The 15,818-nt window shown below is 69.4% G+C and carries 14 protein-coding genes; 3 read left to right on the forward strand and 11 right to left on the reverse strand.

The window, feature by feature from the left end:
• Position 1: 1 nt before the first annotated feature.
• The 11 genes from OG609_RS04630 to OG609_RS04680 all read right to left on the reverse strand — a co-directional run bounded on the left by OG609_RS04630 (position 2) and on the right by OG609_RS04680 (position 11,936).
• A complete protein-coding gene (locus OG609_RS04630) occupies positions 2–1,105 on the reverse strand; it encodes a polyprenyl synthetase family protein (RefSeq protein WP_327271583.1) in 1,104 nt (367 codons plus the stop codon).
• Positions 1,102–2,490: a hydroxysqualene dehydroxylase HpnE gene (gene hpnE / locus OG609_RS04635; protein WP_327271584.1), complete on the reverse strand. Its 1,389-nt coding sequence runs from the start codon at positions 2,488–2,490 to the stop codon at positions 1,102–1,104. The genes OG609_RS04630 and hpnE overlap by 4 nt, the downstream gene beginning before the upstream one ends.
• Positions 2,491–2,608: 118 nt before the next feature.
• On the reverse strand, positions 2,609–3,529 hold the full coding sequence (gene hpnD / locus OG609_RS04640) for a presqualene diphosphate synthase HpnD (protein WP_327271585.1): 921 nt from the start codon (positions 3,527–3,529) through the stop codon (positions 2,609–2,611).
• Between the two features lie 29 nt (positions 3,530–3,558).
• The gene (hpnC, locus tag OG609_RS04645; RefSeq protein ID WP_327271586.1) at positions 3,559–4,479 is read right to left on the reverse strand and encodes a squalene synthase HpnC; all 921 of its coding nucleotides are present in this window, start codon (positions 4,477–4,479) and stop codon (positions 3,559–3,561) included.
• A 442-nt stretch (positions 4,480–4,921) separates the two neighbouring features.
• On the reverse strand, positions 4,922–5,707 hold the full coding sequence (locus OG609_RS04650) for an ABC transporter ATP-binding protein (protein WP_327271587.1): 786 nt from the start codon (positions 5,705–5,707) through the stop codon (positions 4,922–4,924).
• A complete protein-coding gene (locus tag OG609_RS04655; protein ID WP_327271588.1) occupies positions 5,700–6,629 on the reverse strand; it encodes an ABC transporter permease in 930 nt (309 codons plus the stop codon). Before OG609_RS04655 ends, OG609_RS04650 begins: the two co-directional genes overlap by 8 nt.
• Before the next feature lie 107 nt (positions 6,630–6,736).
• On the reverse strand, positions 6,737–7,609 hold the full coding sequence (locus OG609_RS04660) for a glycosyltransferase family 2 protein (RefSeq protein ID WP_327277940.1): 873 nt from the start codon (positions 7,607–7,609) through the stop codon (positions 6,737–6,739).
• Between the two features lie 8 nt (positions 7,610–7,617).
• The gene (locus OG609_RS04665) at positions 7,618–8,403 is read right to left on the reverse strand and encodes a CDP-alcohol phosphatidyltransferase family protein (RefSeq protein ID WP_327271589.1); all 786 of its coding nucleotides are present in this window, start codon (positions 8,401–8,403) and stop codon (positions 7,618–7,620) included.
• Positions 8,381–9,442, reverse strand: a complete 1,062-nt coding sequence (locus OG609_RS04670) for an iron-containing alcohol dehydrogenase family protein (protein ID WP_327271590.1) — start codon at positions 9,440–9,442, stop codon at positions 8,381–8,383. Before OG609_RS04670 ends, OG609_RS04665 begins: the two co-directional genes overlap by 23 nt.
• Positions 9,430–10,167 (reverse strand): phosphocholine cytidylyltransferase family protein, encoded by a 738-nt coding sequence (locus tag OG609_RS04675; RefSeq protein ID WP_327271591.1) that lies wholly within the window; start codon positions 10,165–10,167, stop codon positions 9,430–9,432. Before OG609_RS04675 ends, OG609_RS04670 begins: the two co-directional genes overlap by 13 nt.
• Positions 10,164–11,936, reverse strand: coding sequence for a DUF5941 domain-containing protein (locus OG609_RS04680; RefSeq protein WP_327271592.1), 1,773 nt, complete (start codon positions 11,934–11,936; stop codon positions 10,164–10,166). The genes OG609_RS04675 and OG609_RS04680 overlap by 4 nt, the downstream gene beginning before the upstream one ends.
• Before the next feature lie 274 nt (positions 11,937–12,210).
• Here OG609_RS04680 and galE point away from each other — a divergent pair, with 274 nt between their 5' ends.
• From galE to OG609_RS04695, 3 genes are all read left to right on the forward strand, one after another.
• Positions 12,211–13,191, forward strand: a complete 981-nt coding sequence (gene galE, locus OG609_RS04685; protein WP_327271593.1) for a UDP-glucose 4-epimerase GalE — start codon at positions 12,211–12,213, stop codon at positions 13,189–13,191.
• A gap of 166 nt (positions 13,192–13,357) precedes the next feature.
• Positions 13,358–14,299, forward strand: coding sequence for a cation diffusion facilitator family transporter (locus OG609_RS04690; RefSeq protein ID WP_327271594.1), 942 nt, complete (start codon positions 13,358–13,360; stop codon positions 14,297–14,299).
• A gap of 209 nt (positions 14,300–14,508) precedes the next feature.
• Positions 14,509–15,777 carry a bifunctional class I SAM-dependent methyltransferase/N-acetyltransferase gene (locus tag OG609_RS04695; protein ID WP_327271595.1) on the forward strand — a complete coding sequence of 423 codons (1,269 nt, stop codon included), beginning with the start codon at positions 14,509–14,511 and terminating at the stop codon, positions 15,775–15,777.
• Positions 15,778–15,818: the final 41 nt, after the last annotated feature.

The following is a 15,818-nucleotide window of genomic DNA, read 5'->3' on the forward strand; positions in this document are numbered from 1 at the left end:
ATCATCTCTTTCGTACGACGACGAAGTCCGCGAGCGCTGTGAGCTGCGCCCGCACGGTTTGCGGCATGTCGACCCGGTGCAGTGCCTCAATGGCGACCGCATGCTGTCGACGAGCCTCCTGGGCGGTCCATTCGCGGCCGCCCGCCTCTTCGATGAGCGCCGCACGGGCGGCGAACTCCTCTTCGGAGAAGCTGTCGAAATCACTGCTCTTGGCGTCGGCGGCGAGCAGTTCACCGAGGCGCTCCGAGGCCGGTCCGCCCGCTGCGAGCGCGGCGACGACCGGCAGGGACTTCTTGCGCTGGCGCAGATCGCTCCAGGTCTGCTTGCCGGTGGACTCGGGGTCGCCCCAGATGCCGAGCAGATCGTCGACGGCCTGGAAGGCGAGGCCGAGGTGGTAGCCGTATGCCTCCAGGGTGTCGGCGGTCCGGTCGTCGGCGCCGCCGAGGACCGCGCCGATGGAGCAGGCACAGGCGAGCAGGGCACCGGTCTTGTTGCCCTCCATCTCCAGGCACTCCTCGACGGTGACCCGCTCGCGGTGCTCGTAGGAGATGTCCTGGGCCTGCCCGTCGATGAGCTTGCGGGTGGCGACGGTCAGCCGGCGGGCCGCGCGGCCCGCCTCGACGGTGCCGAGCTCCAGCAGGATCTCGTTGGCGAGCGCGAAGAGCGCGTCGCCGACCAGGATCGCCTGGGCGGGGCCGTGCACCTTCCAGACGGTGTCGCGGTGGCGGCGCTGTTCGTCGCCGTCCATCAGGTCGTCGTGCAGCAGCGAGAAGTTGTGCACGAGTTCGACGGCTACGGCGCCGGGGATGCCGGCCTCGGCGGCGGCGCCGGCCGCCTCCGCGGACAGCAGGGCGAGCGCCGGGCGCACGGCCTTGCCGCCGTCGCCGTCGGAGGGCCGTCCCTGGGCGTCGATCCAGCCGAAATGGTAGGCGGCGACGGTGTCCATGGGTGGTGCGAGCCGGTCAACGGCGGCCCGGAGCACCGGCGCGGAAAGGGCCCGTCCACGCTCCAGAAGCGCGGTGACGTCCGTGGTGTCGGCCACGGTGTCGAAAGCCGGATTCGCCGGGGTCACTGACTCTCCTCTTGTTCCGGTGGTACTGCTCATGCCGCCTCCTGCAGCGGATGTTCATGGGTGCGGCCGAGCGTCCGGAGCGCGGCGTCCGTTGCGCTGAACCCGCTGCGGACGGCACCCTCCATCGTCGCGGGCCAGCCGGTGGCCGTCCAAGCTCCGGCCAGACTGAGGCCGGGAGTACGGGTGCGGGCGCCGGGCCGCAGTCGGCCGACGCCGGGGGCGGGGGCGAAGGTCGCCGTGCGCTCCCGGGTGACGAAGAAATCCCTGATTCCGGCCCCGCGGGCGGCCGGAAGGAGCCGCTCCAGCTCGGGCAGGTAGCGCTTTCGCAGCTCGGCAACGGGGAGGTCGATCTCCTCGTCCGCGGCGGACTGGGACACGGCGAGGTACTGTCCGGGGCCGGTAAGACCCGAGGCCTGAGTGCGGTCGAAGACCCACTGGACCGGGGAGCCGAGCGCAGCGAAGAACGGGCGGCGCAGCACCTTGCGGTCGTAGACCACGTGCACATTGAGGATCGGCGATGTGCCGATGTCGAGCAGCCGCTCCGGCTCGTCGAGTGCGCCCTCGGGCAGCAGCTCGTGGGTCTCGCGCTGCGGGACGGCGAGGACGACGGCGTCCGCCTCGATCCGTTCACTGCCGGTGTCGACGATCCAACAGCCGTCCTCTGTACGGGTGATGGAGGATGCCTTCGTACGCAGCTCGGTGCGTACTCCGGCGGAGTCGAGGGCCTTGCGGGCCAGTGTGTCGTGCACCTCGCCGAGCGGCACGCTCGCCCATCCGATGTCTGCGGCGCCGGGTTCGGAGAGGAGTCCGGTCTTGAAGACCTTCGCGGCAAGGGCCAGCGAGGAGTTCGGCGCGGTGGCGTTGAGTGTGGCGACGCCCACCAGGTCCCAGAGGGCCTCGATGGTGCGCGGCGACTGCCCGTGGCGGGCGAGCCAGCTGCCGAAGTCGACGGCGTCGAGCGCGGGGTCGTCCGGGTCCAGTCGGCCCAGCGCGAGTGCGGCGCGTCCGACGCTCGCCCGCTCGGTGAGCGAGAGATGCGGATAGCCGGCGAGTCCGGCGGCCAGGTGGAGCGGCACCGGCAGTGCGTTGCGGCGGAGCCGTCCCAGCCGGGGGCCGGAGGGGCGCCCGACATCGAGAACAGGCACGTCCAAACGGTTTTGCAGTGGTGCCAGCCGCGTCCCGTCGACGCGGTCGAGGAACCAGCGGTAGGCGGTGCAGCAGCGCAGATAGACATGCTGTCCGTTGTCGACCGTCAGTTCACCGCGCCGGAAGGAGAAGGCGAGTCCGCCGAGCCTGGGCCGCCCTTCGAGAAGGGTCACGTCAAGCCCGGCGTCGGCGAGACGCAGGGCCGCGGTGATGCCGGCGAGTCCGCCGCCGATCACGACCGCGCGGGAGGAACCCGGGGCGTCGTCCGTCATGCGTCCTCCTTTCGCCAGGTCACTTCAGTCAGGGACGCGTCAGTACACCAGGGGGTTGACCACTGACCGAAGCGACTCACCGTGATGCACATGTTTCGTGAGATGTTCGTACGGCGCATCAGACACGCCCCCTGGACGTGCGGCGGGAAATGTATCGCGCGTCGAGGCCCGACAGTCCACGCACCGCGACATACGCCTTCTCGTGGCCGGGCAGCGAGACCCGGCCGCGCAGCACCGCCTCGGGGTCGCGCTCGATCCGGTCGAGTAGCCGCCGGTAGATGCCCGCCATGGCCGCGACACAGGCACCGCTGCGCCGGTCCAGCATCGGCAGCAGCCGGTATCCCTCGGCGAACAGGGCACGGGCACGCCGTACCTCGAAGTGGACCAGGCCGGCGAAGTCGGCGCCGGGCGGCGGGGTGGCCCGGTGGAAGCCGGCCGAGCAGCCGAACTTGGCGAGGTCGTCGGCGGGCAGATATGTACGCCCGTTGCCCGCGTCCTCGCGTACGTCGCGCAGAATGTTGGTCAGCTGGAGCGCGAGGCCGAGCGTGTCGGCGTACTCCGCGGCCCGGTCGGCGCCGGGAGCGCCCGGTTCCGTACCGAAGACGCCCAGGCTGAGACGGCCGATGGCGCCCGCGACACAGCGGCAGTAGACCTTGAGATCGTCCCAGGTCTCGTACGTCGCACCGCGCACATCCATCAGCACGCCGTCGATGAGTTCGTCGAGCCCGCCGAGCGGGAGCGGGAATCTGCGCGCGGCGTCGGCGAGCGCGACGGCCACCGGGTCGGTGTCGTCCTCGTCGATCACGCCGTTGCGGATCCGGTCCAGCAGTGTGCGGGTGCTCTCCAGGCGGGTCCGCTTGGTCTCCGGCTCCAACTCGCCGTCACCGATGTCGTCGACACGACGGGAGAAGGCGTACAGCGCCGACATGGCCTGTCGCTTCTCGGCCGGCAGCAGCCTGATGCCGTACGCGAAGTTACGCGCCTGCTGTCCGGTGACCGCCTCGCAGTAACTGTATGCGGCCTGTACCGGTGCCGACATATACGTCGTCTGTCCCTCCACGGTCCGGCTCACCCCTCTCTACGCGCTCTTCGCAAGACAACTCCCACTTCGCGCAGCAGGCTGGGCTTGGTGGGCTTGGGCGGTCCGGGCAGTACGTCGAACCCGGCGGCCGCGATCGCGGTGAGGGCGGCACGCCCCCCTCCCACGAATCCGGCGAGAAGCAGCTTGAGCCTGCCGTGGACGCTACCCACCAGGGGGGTGCCTTCATTCAGCAGTTCCCGAGCGCGTTCTGCTTCGTACGCAACCAGTGAACGCACCGATGCGCCCCCCGACGGGGCGGCCAGATCTGTTTCGCGGACATGGAACCGGGCCATGTCGTCCGCGGGCAGATAGATCCGGTCGCAGCCGAGATCCTCGGCGACGTCCTGGAGGTGCTCGACGATCTGCAGGGCCGTACAGACGGCGTCGGAGCGGCGGATGCGTTCGGGGCTGGCTGTTCCGGTGATCTGCAGGACAAGTCGGCCCACGGGGTTGGCGGAGAGCTCGCAGTAGGAGACGAGGTCCTCGTACGTCCCGTAGCGGCGGACCTTCTGGTCCTGCCGGTTCGCCTCGATGAGGCCGAGGAAGGGATCGGGAGTGAGCGCGCAACGCCGCACGGTGGGGCGCAGGGCACGCAGCAGGGGGTGGCGCGGGCCGTCGCCCGCGGTGCCGAAGACCCGGTGCAGATCGGCCTCGAAGGCATCGAGCATGGCGAGCCGGTCCTCGGTCTGCGCCGGGTCGAGCCCGAGATGGCGGGCGTCCGCGCCGCCGGGGGCGAGATCGCCGTCGCCGATGTCGTCGACGAGACGGGCGTAGCCGTAGACGGCCATCAGGTCGTCGCGCCAGGCGCGCGGCAGAAAGAAGGGGGCTACGGGGAAATTCTCGTCCGCGGCCTTGTCGAGGGTGCTGGGCACGGCCGCATCGGGGTGCGCCTGCTGGGTACGGGTCACCACCGACCGCCCGGCGCTGGGACGGCGTGAGCACCTCGGAGCTGGAGATTTTCCGTCATAGCCGTCACATCTCCCGTTCTACACTGCTGACCTAAAACATCCCATTCCGGACACGCCGCCCGCTCTACCGAGTGCGGGGCACGCCGCCAGGCCGTATGGCCAGGCACTATCGCCCCACTTGCAACGAATCAGCACCGCTACAGCTTACGTTGTACAACGCTCATCGATACGTCGGGGTGTTACGCGCAGAAGAACAACGCACCCTGCCCCGCCAACCTTCCCCGTGCGCAAGGAAATTGACGTCATCCGGCGGGAGGAGATCTTGTGCAGCGCGTACAGCCGGGGGTGGTGGGCGCCGCCGGGAGTCCACGATCCGGACACGAGGTGGCCTCCGCCGGAGTTCCGGCAGAGGCCACCTCGGTGTCACGGGCCCCGGGAGTGGCTATTTCCCGGTCTCACGCTCGTAGGCTTTGAGGACCTCGTCCGTCGGTCCGTCCATCAGCAGCTCGCCCTTTTCCAGCCACAGCACCCGGTCGCAGGTGTCCCTGATGGACTTGTTGCTGTGGCTGACCAGGAAGACGGTGCCCGCTTCCTTGCGGAGCTCCCTGATGCGCTTTTCGGAGCGGATCTGGAACTTGCGGTCTCCGGTCGCCAGCGCCTCGTCGATCATGAGGACGTCGTGGTTCTTCGCGGCGGCGATGGAGAAACGCAGCCGGGCGGCCATACCGGAGGAGTACGTCCGCATCGGAAGGGTGATGAAGTCGCCCTTCTCGTTGATGCCGGAGAAGTCGACGATGCCCTGGTAGCGCTCGCGGACCTCCTCGCGCGACATACCCATCGCGAGACCGCCGAGCACCACGTTGCGCTCGCCGGTCAGATCACTCATCAGCGCCGCGTTCACACCGAGCAACGACGGCTGGCCGTCCGTGTACACCTTGCCGTGCTCGGTCGGCAACAGACCGGCGATGGCCCGCAGCAGGGTCGACTTGCCGGAGCCGTTGGTCCCGATCAGGCCGATGGCCTCGCCTCGGTAGGCGGTGAAGGAGACTCCGCGGACGGCGTGCACCTTCCGCACACCGCGCGACTCGCCCTTGCCGCGGCGCAATATCCGGCTCAGCGCCGCAGTGGCGCTGCCCTTGCCTCCGCCCGCGCCATTGACCCGGTACACGATGTGCACATCGTCGGCGATGACGGTGGGGACGCGCCCCGAAGTGTTGTCGTCAGCCACGGCCGTACCGTTCCTCTGCCTTCCAGAAGTACACAAAGCCCACGACGCCGACGAGGACCGCCCAGGCGAGCGCCACGACCCAGACGTGCGACGGCAGGTTCTCCGAGCCGTAGCCGTCGATGAGCGCGAAGCGGATCAGGTCCATGTAGATGGCCGCCGGGTTGTACTGGAGCACGTTGGCGATCCAGTCCGGCTTGTCCTTGAGCATCACCGGAATGGAGAACATGACGCCCGACGCGTACATCCAGGTCCGCATCACGAACGGCATCAGCTGGGCGAGGTCGGGGGTCTTGCTGCCGAGCCTGGCCATGATCATCGCCAGGCCGGTGTTGAAGAGGAACTGCATCACCAGCGCCGGGAGAATCAGCAGCCAGGAGGGACCCGGATAGCTTCCGAAGGCGACGGCCACGACCGCGAGCACGATCATCGAGAACAGCAGCTGCTGGAGCTGCTGCAGCGAGAACGAGATGGGCAGCGAGGCGCGCGGGAAGTGCAGCGCCCGGACCAGTCCGAGGTTGCCGGAGATGGCCCGCACACCCGCCATCACCGAGCTCTGGGTGAAGGTGAAGACAAAGACACCGGTCACCAGGAACGGGATGAAGACCTCCTGGGTCATCCCCTTCCTGGTACCCAGGATCAGCCCGAAGATCAGGTAGTAGACCAGGGCGTTGAGCAGCGGTGTGGCCACCTGCCACAGCTGGCCGAGCTTCGCCTGGCTGTACTGGGCGGTCAGCTTCGCCCTGGAGAACGCCATGATGAAGTGGCGTCGGCCCCAGAGCTGCCGGATGTACTCGAAGAGCCCTGGCCGGGCGCCGCTCACCGTCAGGCCGTACTTGGTGGCCATCTCGGCCGCGCTCAGGCCGTCGTCGGCGGATGGTGGGGTGCTCAGTGCGACCGCACCATCATGGGTTGTGTCACTCACCAGATGAAACTCTCGTATTCAGGATGCGCAGCCAGTCGCGGGCGCGGCTCGGAGCGGACAGGTCCCGTGGAGAAAACGTACGACTCATGGTCTCAGAGGAGAGCCTCTCAGATCACGGGAGGGCGGCCGAGTCTGGTCAGCCGCCATACCGTGCGCCACCTCATCGGACGGCGGGTTCCGCACGGCGTGGACCAGCCTTCCCGGAAGCCGCCGAACCATGCCTTGAGAGCCGGGCCGGAGGGCTTGCGCAGCAGGGTCAGCAGCAGCCACACGCCGAGGTAGACGGGGACCAGCGGCGCCGGCAGATTGCGCCGGGCAAGCCAGACCCGGTTGCGGGCCACCATGCGGTGGTACACCGCGTGCCGCGACGGGGCGGTCGTCGGGTGGTTGAGAACCATGTCCGCGCGGTAGTCGATCATCCAGCCGGCGTCCAGTGCCCGCCAGGCGAGATCGGTCTCCTCGTGCGCGTAGAAGAACTGGCCGGGCAGCGGCCCGACCTCGGCGATGACCTTGCTGCGTACGGCGTTGGCGCCACCGAGGAAGGTCGTCACGCGCGAGGAGCGCATCGGATCGGCGGCACGCAGCCGCGGCACATGGCGGCGCTGGGTGACGCCCGTGTCGGGGTCGGCGATACGAAAGCTGATGATGCCCAGCTCGGGATCGGCCTCGAACGCCTGCCGGCACAGCTCGGCGGTGTCCGTGAGCGGCAGCAGTCCGTCGTCGTCGAGGAAGAGCAGAGCGTCCACATCGGCGCCGGACGGGCCGAAGGCCTCGATCCCGACGTTGCGACCGCCCGGGATGCCGAGGTTCTCGGGCAGCTCGACGGTGCGTACGCCCGCGGGGACCTCCGGTACGGGGGCGCCGTTGCCGACGACCACCACTTCGATTCGGTCGCCGTCCTGCTTGGCGACCGAATCGAGGAGGGCGCGCAGCTCTTCGGGACGGTTGCCCATCGTGATGATGACCGCGCCGAGCTTCATGGGGGTGCTCACTTCAGCCTGCTCGACGCCAGGATCGACACGAGGTGCAGGAGGGTCTGGACGATGGCGATGCCGGCCAGGATCGCGATGCCGAGGCGGCTGAAGAACAGGTCGCCGTGGACCACATCGAGGATCGCGGCCACCAGAATGAAGAGGCTGGCCTCGATGCCGCCGACGAGACGGTGGAACTTCAGCGCGGCAGCGGCGCGGCGGGCGAGCGCCAGACCGGAGGAGCGCGGCACGGACGCCTCGTCCTTGACGGCGGGCAGTCCGCTGCGCTGACGGGCGACGTCGACCAGGTCGGTCTCGGCCTTGATCAGGATCGCGCCGAGCGCGGCGAGCGTCCCGAGGAACGCCCACAGCCAGTTGGTCGAGGTGCCGTTCTGGTGGAAGACGTCCGCACCCCGGATGCCGAAGCCGACCAGGAGGGCCGCCTCGCAGAGGTAGTGGCCTATCCGGTCGAGATAGACACCGGTGATCGAGGTCTGCTTGCGCCAGCGGGCGACCTCTCCGTCGACGCAGTCGAGCAGAAGATAGATCTGGAACAGCACGACCGCGAGGATCGCGCCGGTCAGCCCCGGGACCAGCAGGGCGGCGCCACCTATGACACCCACGACCACCATGAGGTAGGTGAGCTGGTTCGGCGTGATCTTCGTGTTCACCAGGTACGGGTCTATGTGCAGCGAGATCTCCCGCATGTACATGCGCCCGGCCCAGTGCTCACCGCTGCGCCGGTCCTTCACTCCGTCCGGGTGAACGACCGGGCGGAGTTCAGCTACTGATGGTCTTGGCATAGTCGGCGTACGCGTCCCTGATCTGGTCGGTGGACAGGTTGAGGTGTTCCAGGATCGTGAAGCGTCCCGGGCGGGTCTGCGGGGCGTAGTCGACGGCCTGGACGAACTCGTCGGCGGTGAAACCGATGTCTTCGGGCAGGACGGGCAGTCCGTGGCGGCGCAGGGTGACCGCCATGAGCAGCGAGTCCTCGCGCGCACCGCGCAGATGCATGGCGAAGCAGGCGCCGAGGCCGACCTGCTCGCCGTGGCTCGCCGCACGCTTGGGGTACAGCAGATCGAAGGCGTGGTTGATCTCGTGGCAGGCGCCCGAGGCCGGCCGGGAGTCCCCGGCGACCGACATCGAGATGCCGGTCAGCACGAGGCCCTCGGCCAGCACCTTGAGGAAGGCATCGTCGCCGATCCCGCCGGGATGGCGCAGCACCGCCTCGCCGGCCTGCCTGGCCATGGCCGCGGCGAGTCCGTCGATTTCCTCGCCGTTGACCGCGTGGGCGAGTTCCCAGTCGGCCACGCAGGAGATGTTGGAGACCGCGTCGCCGATGCCTGAGCGCACGAAGCGGGCCGGTGCCTCGCGGACGATGTCGAGGTCGATGACGACGGCGATCGGGGTGGGTACTCCGTAGGAGCCCCGGCCGTTGTCGTTGTCCAGTGTCGCGACCGGCGAGCAGAGACCGTCGTGGGCGAGGTTCGTCGCCACGGCGACCATGGGCAGGCCGACGCGCGCCGCGGCGTACTTCGCCACGTCGACGATCTTGCCGCCGCCGAGGCCGACCACGGCGTCGTACCGGTTGCCCTTGATGTCGTCGGCGAGCTTGACGGCCGAGTCGAGGGTGCCGTCGGTGACCGGGTACCAGTGGGCGCCGGGCAGCGCGGGGGCCAGCCGCTCGCGCAGGGCGCGCCCCGAACCGTCGCTGATCGCGACGGCGAGCTTGCCGGAGGCGGAGATCCGCTGGTCGGCGAGGAGACCGGCCAGATCGTCCAGGGCGCCGCGGCGGATGTCGACGACGACCGGGGACGGGATGAGCCGGGTCAGTACTGGCACGCGATCTCACGGCCCTTCGCGAGGTCGTCGTGGTTGTCGATCTCGACCCACGTCACTTCGCCGATGGGGGCCACGTCAACGGTGAAGCCGCGGTTCACGAGCTCCTGGTAGCCGTCCTCGTAGTAGAGGTCGGGGTCGCGCAGATACGTCGCCTTCAGGGCGTCGGCGAGCTCCGCGGCGGCCTCCGGTTCGATGAGGGTGACACCGATGTACTCACCGGTCGCGGTGGCCGGGTCCATCAGCTTGGTGATGCGTCGCACACCCTTGTCGCCCTCGGTGATGACCTTCATCTCCTCGTCGGCGAGGTGCTTCACCGTGTCGAGGGCGAGGATGATCTTCTGGCCGTTGCCCCGGGCGGCGAGCAGGGTCTTCTCGACGGAGACCGGGTGGACGGTGTCGCCGTTGGCCAGGATGACGCCGCGCGTCAGGACGTCACGGGCGCACCACAGGGAGTAGGCGTTGTTCCACTCCTCGGCCTTGTCGTTGTCGATCAGGGTGAGGGTCACGCCGTACTTCGCCTCGAGCTCCGCCTTGCGGTCGTACACGGCTTCCTTGCGGTAGCCGACGACGACGGCGACCTCGGTGAGGCCGATCTCCGCGAAGTTCGCCAGCGTCAGGTCCAGGACCGTCTTCTCGCCATCGACAGGCACGAGAGCCTTCGGGAGCGTGTCGGTGTAGGGGCGCAGACGCCGTCCTGCACCGGCTGCCAGTACGAGGCCGATCATGCGGGTTCTCCTTCGTCGTGTACGGCGGGTGCTCCGGAGGACACCCAGAAGCGGATGGACTCCACGAGCACCACCAGTGCCACAGCCACCGCGAGAGCGGTGAGTGCCACGGTGAACGCTGAATGCCGAGTGAGTACGGCGGCGAGTACGGCCACCACCAGAGTGCGGCCCTCGTGCCCACCGATCGTGCGTACCAGCCACTGGGGCGGCGCGCCGGTGCCGCCGCGAATGCGGTACACCGTGTCGTAGTGATGGTAGGCGACGGCCGAGACCAGCCCGAAGGCTGCCGGAAGGGCTCCCGGTACATCGCTGCGCGCGGCAAGAACGAGGACGGTGCAGTACTCCGCCGCCCTGAATATCGGGGGTACGAGCCAGTCGAGGGCGCCCTTGAGGGGGCGGGCCACGGCTATACCCGAGCAGATCGCGTAGAACACCGCGGCGAAGATCATCTGCTTGCTGCCGAACGGCTGCTGCACAGCCGCGGCGATCAGTGCACCGGCGCCGACGAGCGCGATCACAGGTGCGCTCCAGGCGCCCCTGATCCGGGGGCCCCGTACCGCCACGATCTGGGCAATGGGACCGGAGTCGGCCAGGTCGGCGAGTGCCCGGGCGGCGCGGTCGGTGCGCTCCGCCTTGCGGGTCAGCGAGCGCAGCAGGCGGCCCGCGGTGGTGTAGCAGGCCGCGAAGGCGCAGCCGATGAGCAGGGCGTAGAAGACGATCCGGGGCGTGGTCACCGCGGTCAGTACCGCGATCATCGCCCAGCGCTCGCCGATCGGCAGCACTATCATCCGGCGCAGCCAGACCGTCCAGCCGACACTGTCGAGCCTGTCGGAGAGGGCTGCCGTGGGGCTCGAATTGGCCACCGCGTCATGGTTCGCCTCGTTGAACGAGAAGTCGATGACATGGCGGCAGGCCTGGAGCACCATCGCGCCGAGGGCCAGTGCCCATACGTCGTCACCGCCGCGGGCGGCGCCGAGCGCGAGGCCCGCGTAGTACGCGTACTCCTTGGCCCGGTCGAAGGTGGCGTCCAGCCACGCACCCATCGTCGAGTACTGCAGCGAGTAACGGGCGAGCTGCCCGTCGGTGCAGTCCAGGACGAAGGAGAAGAGCAGCAGCAGTCCGGCGGCGATGTAGCCGCCGCGGGTGCCGGTCGCCGCGCTGCCCGCCGCGACCAGCGCGGTGAGCAGGGATGCGGTGGTGACCTGGTTCGGAGTGAGACCGCGGCGGGCGCACCAGCGGGCGATGTAGCGGGAGTACGGGCTGATGAAGAACGTGGTGAAGAAGCCGTCGTGGGCCTTCACGGCGCTGCGCAGCCGTACCGCCTCGTCGTCGACTGCGGCGACGGCGCTCTGCGCGGTGGTGCGCGCGGACTCGTCGACCGGGACGGCGGCGACCAGCGAGCCGAGCTCGGGGCGCTGCACAGCGGTGCCTTCGGCGTCCATGGTGACGGCGAGGCGGCCCGGCACGGTGCGGTCGGTGACCGTCGTCGTGGTCGCGCCCGGCCCGGCCGGGACGCCCGCGGCGGCGGTGTTCAGGGCGCGGACGAGCGCGGGGCGCGCCTCCGGCTGCGCGGTGAGCGCACCGGTCACGGTGGCGGCGGGGAAGCGTGGGTCGGTCAGCCCCAGCCGGAGGGCATGGACATGGCCGACGAAACGGGGGTCGACCAGTGCGACGCGGCGGTCGGCGGGGACGGCCGAGAGCAGCTGTGCGGCCTCGGTCACATCGGCGGCGATCTGTACGTCGAAGCCCAGTGACCGCAGATCGTCCACGAGCGACGATCCGGGTACCGGTGCACCGGTGAGGATGGCGGTCGACAGACGAACTCACTCCTTGGTGCTGACGGGGCCGGCGCGCGACAGTGCGGCCCACAAGCGGGCCGGCGGCACGTCGGCAGAGGCTATCGGATGAACGGAAGCGGGAGTTCACTGCCTGTTTGTGCTCCGTTCGGGGTGGACCGGCAACATGCGGCGCCGTCCGCGATCATCATCGTCGATCCCCGCCTCGGCTGACAAAACGCGATGGCATACACCTAGGCTGACCCGCATGACATGGCTCATCACAGGCGGAGCGGGATATATCGGTGCACATGTAGTGCGGTCCATGGTGGGTGCCGGTGAGCGGGTGGTCGTCCTCGACGACCTTTCGACCGGTGTCGTCGAGCGGCTCCCGGCAGATGTTCCGCTGATCCGGGGCTCGGCCGCCGACCGTGCGCTGCTCGACCGGGTGCTGGCTCAGTACGACGTGAGCGGTGTGGTGCATCTCGCAGCGAAGAAGCAGGTCGGCGAGTCCGTCGGGAAGCCGCTGCTGTACTACCGGGAGAACGTGGCCGGGCTGACCGTCCTCCTGGAGGCCGTCGTCGCCGCCGGTGTGCGGCGCTTCCTGTTCTCGTCCTCGGCCGCGGTGTACGGCGTACCGGATGTGGAACTCGTCACCGAGGACACTCCTTGTGTTCCGATCAATCCGTACGGTGAGACGAAGCTCGCCGGGGAGTGGCTGGTCCGGGCGACCGGGAGGGCACACTCCCTGTCCACCGGCTGTCTGCGCTACTTCAACGTGGCCGGAGCGGCCGCGCCGGAACTGTCGGACACCGGTGTCTTCAATGTGATTCCGATGTTCTTCGACCGACTGACCCGCGGCGAGGCCCCCCGGATCTTCGGTGACGACTATCCGACACCCGACGGCACCTGCATCCGCGACTACATCCATGTCGCGGACCTCGCCGACGCGCATCTCGCCGTCGCCCGGAGGCTGGCCGAGCAGGACGCCGGGGACCTGACTGTGAACATCGGCCGCGGCGAGGGCGTCTCGGTGCGTGAGCTCGCCGATCTGGTGGGCGAGGTCAGTGGCCGGCCGGAGAAGCCGGAGATCGAGGCGCGCCGCCCCGGCGATGCGGCAAAGGCCGTCGCGTCCGCCGTCCGGATGTCCGAGGAGCTCGGCTGGACGGCCCAGCGCGGGGTGCGCGAGATGGTCGAGTCGGCCTGGCAGGGCTGGTGCCTGCACCACCCCGAGGCGCGCGGCAACTGAGCCGCCGGCGATCACTCCACAGCCCTGACCTGCAGCCATTTCCGCAGGTCAGGGCATATGACAACGGTGTTCAGTGCCGTGTTGCCCGATACCCCCCACCCGTAGTTCACTGGCAGTGCTCGGGCAGATCGTGTCCGAGTCCGCGCGACGACCGGGAGGCGTCCCCATGGGGGCAGGGCACGACCACGGGCACACACACGGCGGGCCACCGCCCACCGGCACGGCAGCTGCCGCGTACAAGGGACGGCTGCGGATCGCGCTGTGCATCACGCTCACCGTGATGGTCATAGAGATCGTCGGGGGGCTGCTCGCCGACTCGCTCGCCCTGATCGCCGACGCGGCCCATATGGCGACCGACGCCCTGGGTCTGGGCATGGCACTGCTGGCGATCCACTTCGCCAACCGGCCGGCCGGGCTCAACCGAACCTTCGGCTTCGCACGCGCCGAGATCCTCGCCGCCCTGGCCAACTGTCTGCTGCTGCTCGGAGTGGGCGGCTTTCTGCTCCTCGAGGCGATCCAGCGCTTCATCACCCCGGCCGAGACCAGGGGCGGACTGACGATCGTCTTCGCCCTGGTCGGCATGGTCGCCAACATGGTCTCCCTGTCGCTGCTGCTCCGGGGCCAGAAGGACAGCATCAATGTGCGCGGCGCCTATCTGGAGGTGCTCGCGGACACGCTCGGCTCGTTCGCCGTGCTGATCTCGGCAGGAATCATCCTGGCCACGGGCTGGCAGGTCGCCGACCCGATCGCCTCGCTGGTGATCGGCCTGATGATCGTCCCCCGTACGGTGAAGCTGCTCAGAGAGACGCTCAATGTGCTGCTGGAGGCGGCGCCCAAGGGCGTCGACATGGCTGAGGTACGGGCCCACATCACCGCCCTGCCCGGAGTACTGGACGTCCATGACCTGCATGCCTGGACGATCACGTCGGGGATGCCGGTGCTCTCCGCCCATGTGGTGGTGCGCCAGGACATGCTCGATTCGATCGGTCACGAGAAGCTCCTCCATGAACTGCAGGGCTGTCTCGGTGTCCACTTCGACGTGGAGCACTGCACATTCCAGCTGGAGCCGAGCGGCCATGCCGAGCACGAGGCCAAGCTCTGTCACTGAACTGCCGTTCAGCAGGGCCGTGTAGGGTATTCGGCGGAGCGTGTGGGGCTCCCCGTGTCCGAGAGAGGAGCTGAGGTTGATGACCGCCGCGACGGCGCCTGTCCGGCGCAGCATCCGGTCCCTCTTCATCTCCCGGGTTCTCGGCTAGCGCCCGACTCGCACCGGGTCGACACGTTGGCCGGAGCCCTCACACACAAGGGTTTCCCACGTTGACCGACAATGATCACGCCGTCCGCTCCGAGGCGTTCTTCTCCCTGCACCACAAGCTGCCCCGACAGAGCCCCGGATCCGATGCCACCACCCGGCGGCTGCTGGGGCTCACCGGCCCGTTGCCGCGCCGTCCGCGCGTCCTGGATCTGGGCTGCGGGCCCGGCCGCGCCGCACTGCTGCTCGCCGCCGAGGCGGGCGCCGAGGTGACCGCCGTCGATCTCCACGAGCCGTTCCTCGACGAATTGCGCGAGGCGGCCGAGGCCCGTGGGCTCGGCGACCGTATCGATACGGTCCGGGCCGACATGGCCGAGCTCTCCGGTCCCGACTTCCCGGACGGGTCGTTCGATCTCGTCTGGGCCGAGGGGGCCGCGTACATCATCGGTTTCGACACCGCTCTGCGTGACTGGAAGCGGCTGCTCGCCCCGGGCGGCTCCCTCGTCGTCAGCGAGTGCGTCTGGACGACGGACGCGCCGACGGACGAAGCCCGCGCCTTCTGGGAGCAGCAAACCTCGCTGCGCCCCGTGGCGGCCAACACCGCGGCAGCCGTGGCGGCCGGCTACCACGTCCTCGGGGTTCGGGTGCAGCCCGACAGCGACTGGGACGAGTACTACGTCCCGCTCGCCGAGCGTGTCGAGGCCGCCGACACGTCGGCTCCCGGTATGGAGTGGGCGCTCGCGGCGAGCCGCGAGGAGCTGGCCATGCGGCGCGACCACGGTACGGAGTACGGCTACGCCTGCTACGTACTGCGCCCCGCCGATCCACGCTGGACGACCCGGCCGGAGACGGCGGCGGACATCGAGGCCGTACACACGGTCAACGCCGCCGCGTTCCCGACGCCGGACGAAGCCACTCTCGTCGACGCGCTGCGCACCGATCCGGCGGCCTGGCTGCCCGGCCTCGGGTACGTCGCGCTGGATGGCCCGGACGGCGACATCGCGGCGTACGCGCTGCTGACCCGGTGCCGGGTCGGGGACGCGCCGGCGCTCGCGCTGGCCCCGGTGGCGACGGCCCCGGACCGTCAGCGGCAGGGTGCCGGACAGGCCGTGGTGCGGGCCGCGCTCGACGCGGCCCGGCTGCGGGGCGAGTCGCTCGTCCTGGTACTCGGTCATCCCGAGTACTACACGAAGTTCGGTTTCGTACCGGCGTCCCGGTACGGGATCCGGCCGGGCTTCGACGTCCCGGACGAAGCGATGATGGCCCTGGTGCTCGACGACTCCGTGCCGGTGCCGCAGGGCACGATCCGTTACCCGGCGGCTTTCGGCGTCTGACGTGCCGTCCGGCCCCGCCGTGCCCCCGTGGTGCGGCGGGC

The sequence above is a fragment of the Streptomyces sp. NBC_01224 genome (assembly GCF_036002945.1).
Taxonomy (GTDB): Bacteria; Actinomycetota; Actinomycetes; order Streptomycetales; family Streptomycetaceae; genus Streptomyces.

Excerpts from the sequence above, each read along its gene's own strand:
- OG609_RS04630 (WP_327271583.1), bottom strand. The coding sequence starts at position 1,105 with ATGAGCAGTACCACCGGAACAAGAGGAGAGTCAGTGACCCCGGCGAAT.
- hpnE (WP_327271584.1), bottom strand. The coding sequence starts at position 2,490 with ATGACGGACGACGCCCCGGGTTCCTCCCGCGCGGTCGTGATCGGCGGC.
- hpnD (WP_327271585.1), bottom strand. The coding sequence starts at position 3,529 with ATGTCGGCACCGGTACAGGCCGCATACAGTTACTGCGAGGCGGTCACC.
- OG609_RS04660 (WP_327277940.1), bottom strand. The coding sequence starts at position 7,609 with ATGAAGCTCGGCGCGGTCATCATCACGATGGGCAACCGTCCCGAAGAG.
- OG609_RS04665 (WP_327271589.1), bottom strand. The coding sequence starts at position 8,403 with ATGCCAAGACCATCAGTAGCTGAACTCCGCCCGGTCGTTCACCCGGAC.
- OG609_RS04675 (WP_327271591.1), bottom strand. The coding sequence starts at position 10,167 with ATGATCGGCCTCGTACTGGCAGCCGGTGCAGGACGGCGTCTGCGCCCC.
- galE (WP_327271593.1), top strand. The coding sequence starts at position 12,211 with ATGACATGGCTCATCACAGGCGGAGCGGGATATATCGGTGCACATGTA.
- OG609_RS04690 (WP_327271594.1), top strand. The coding sequence starts at position 13,358 with ATGGGGGCAGGGCACGACCACGGGCACACACACGGCGGGCCACCGCCC.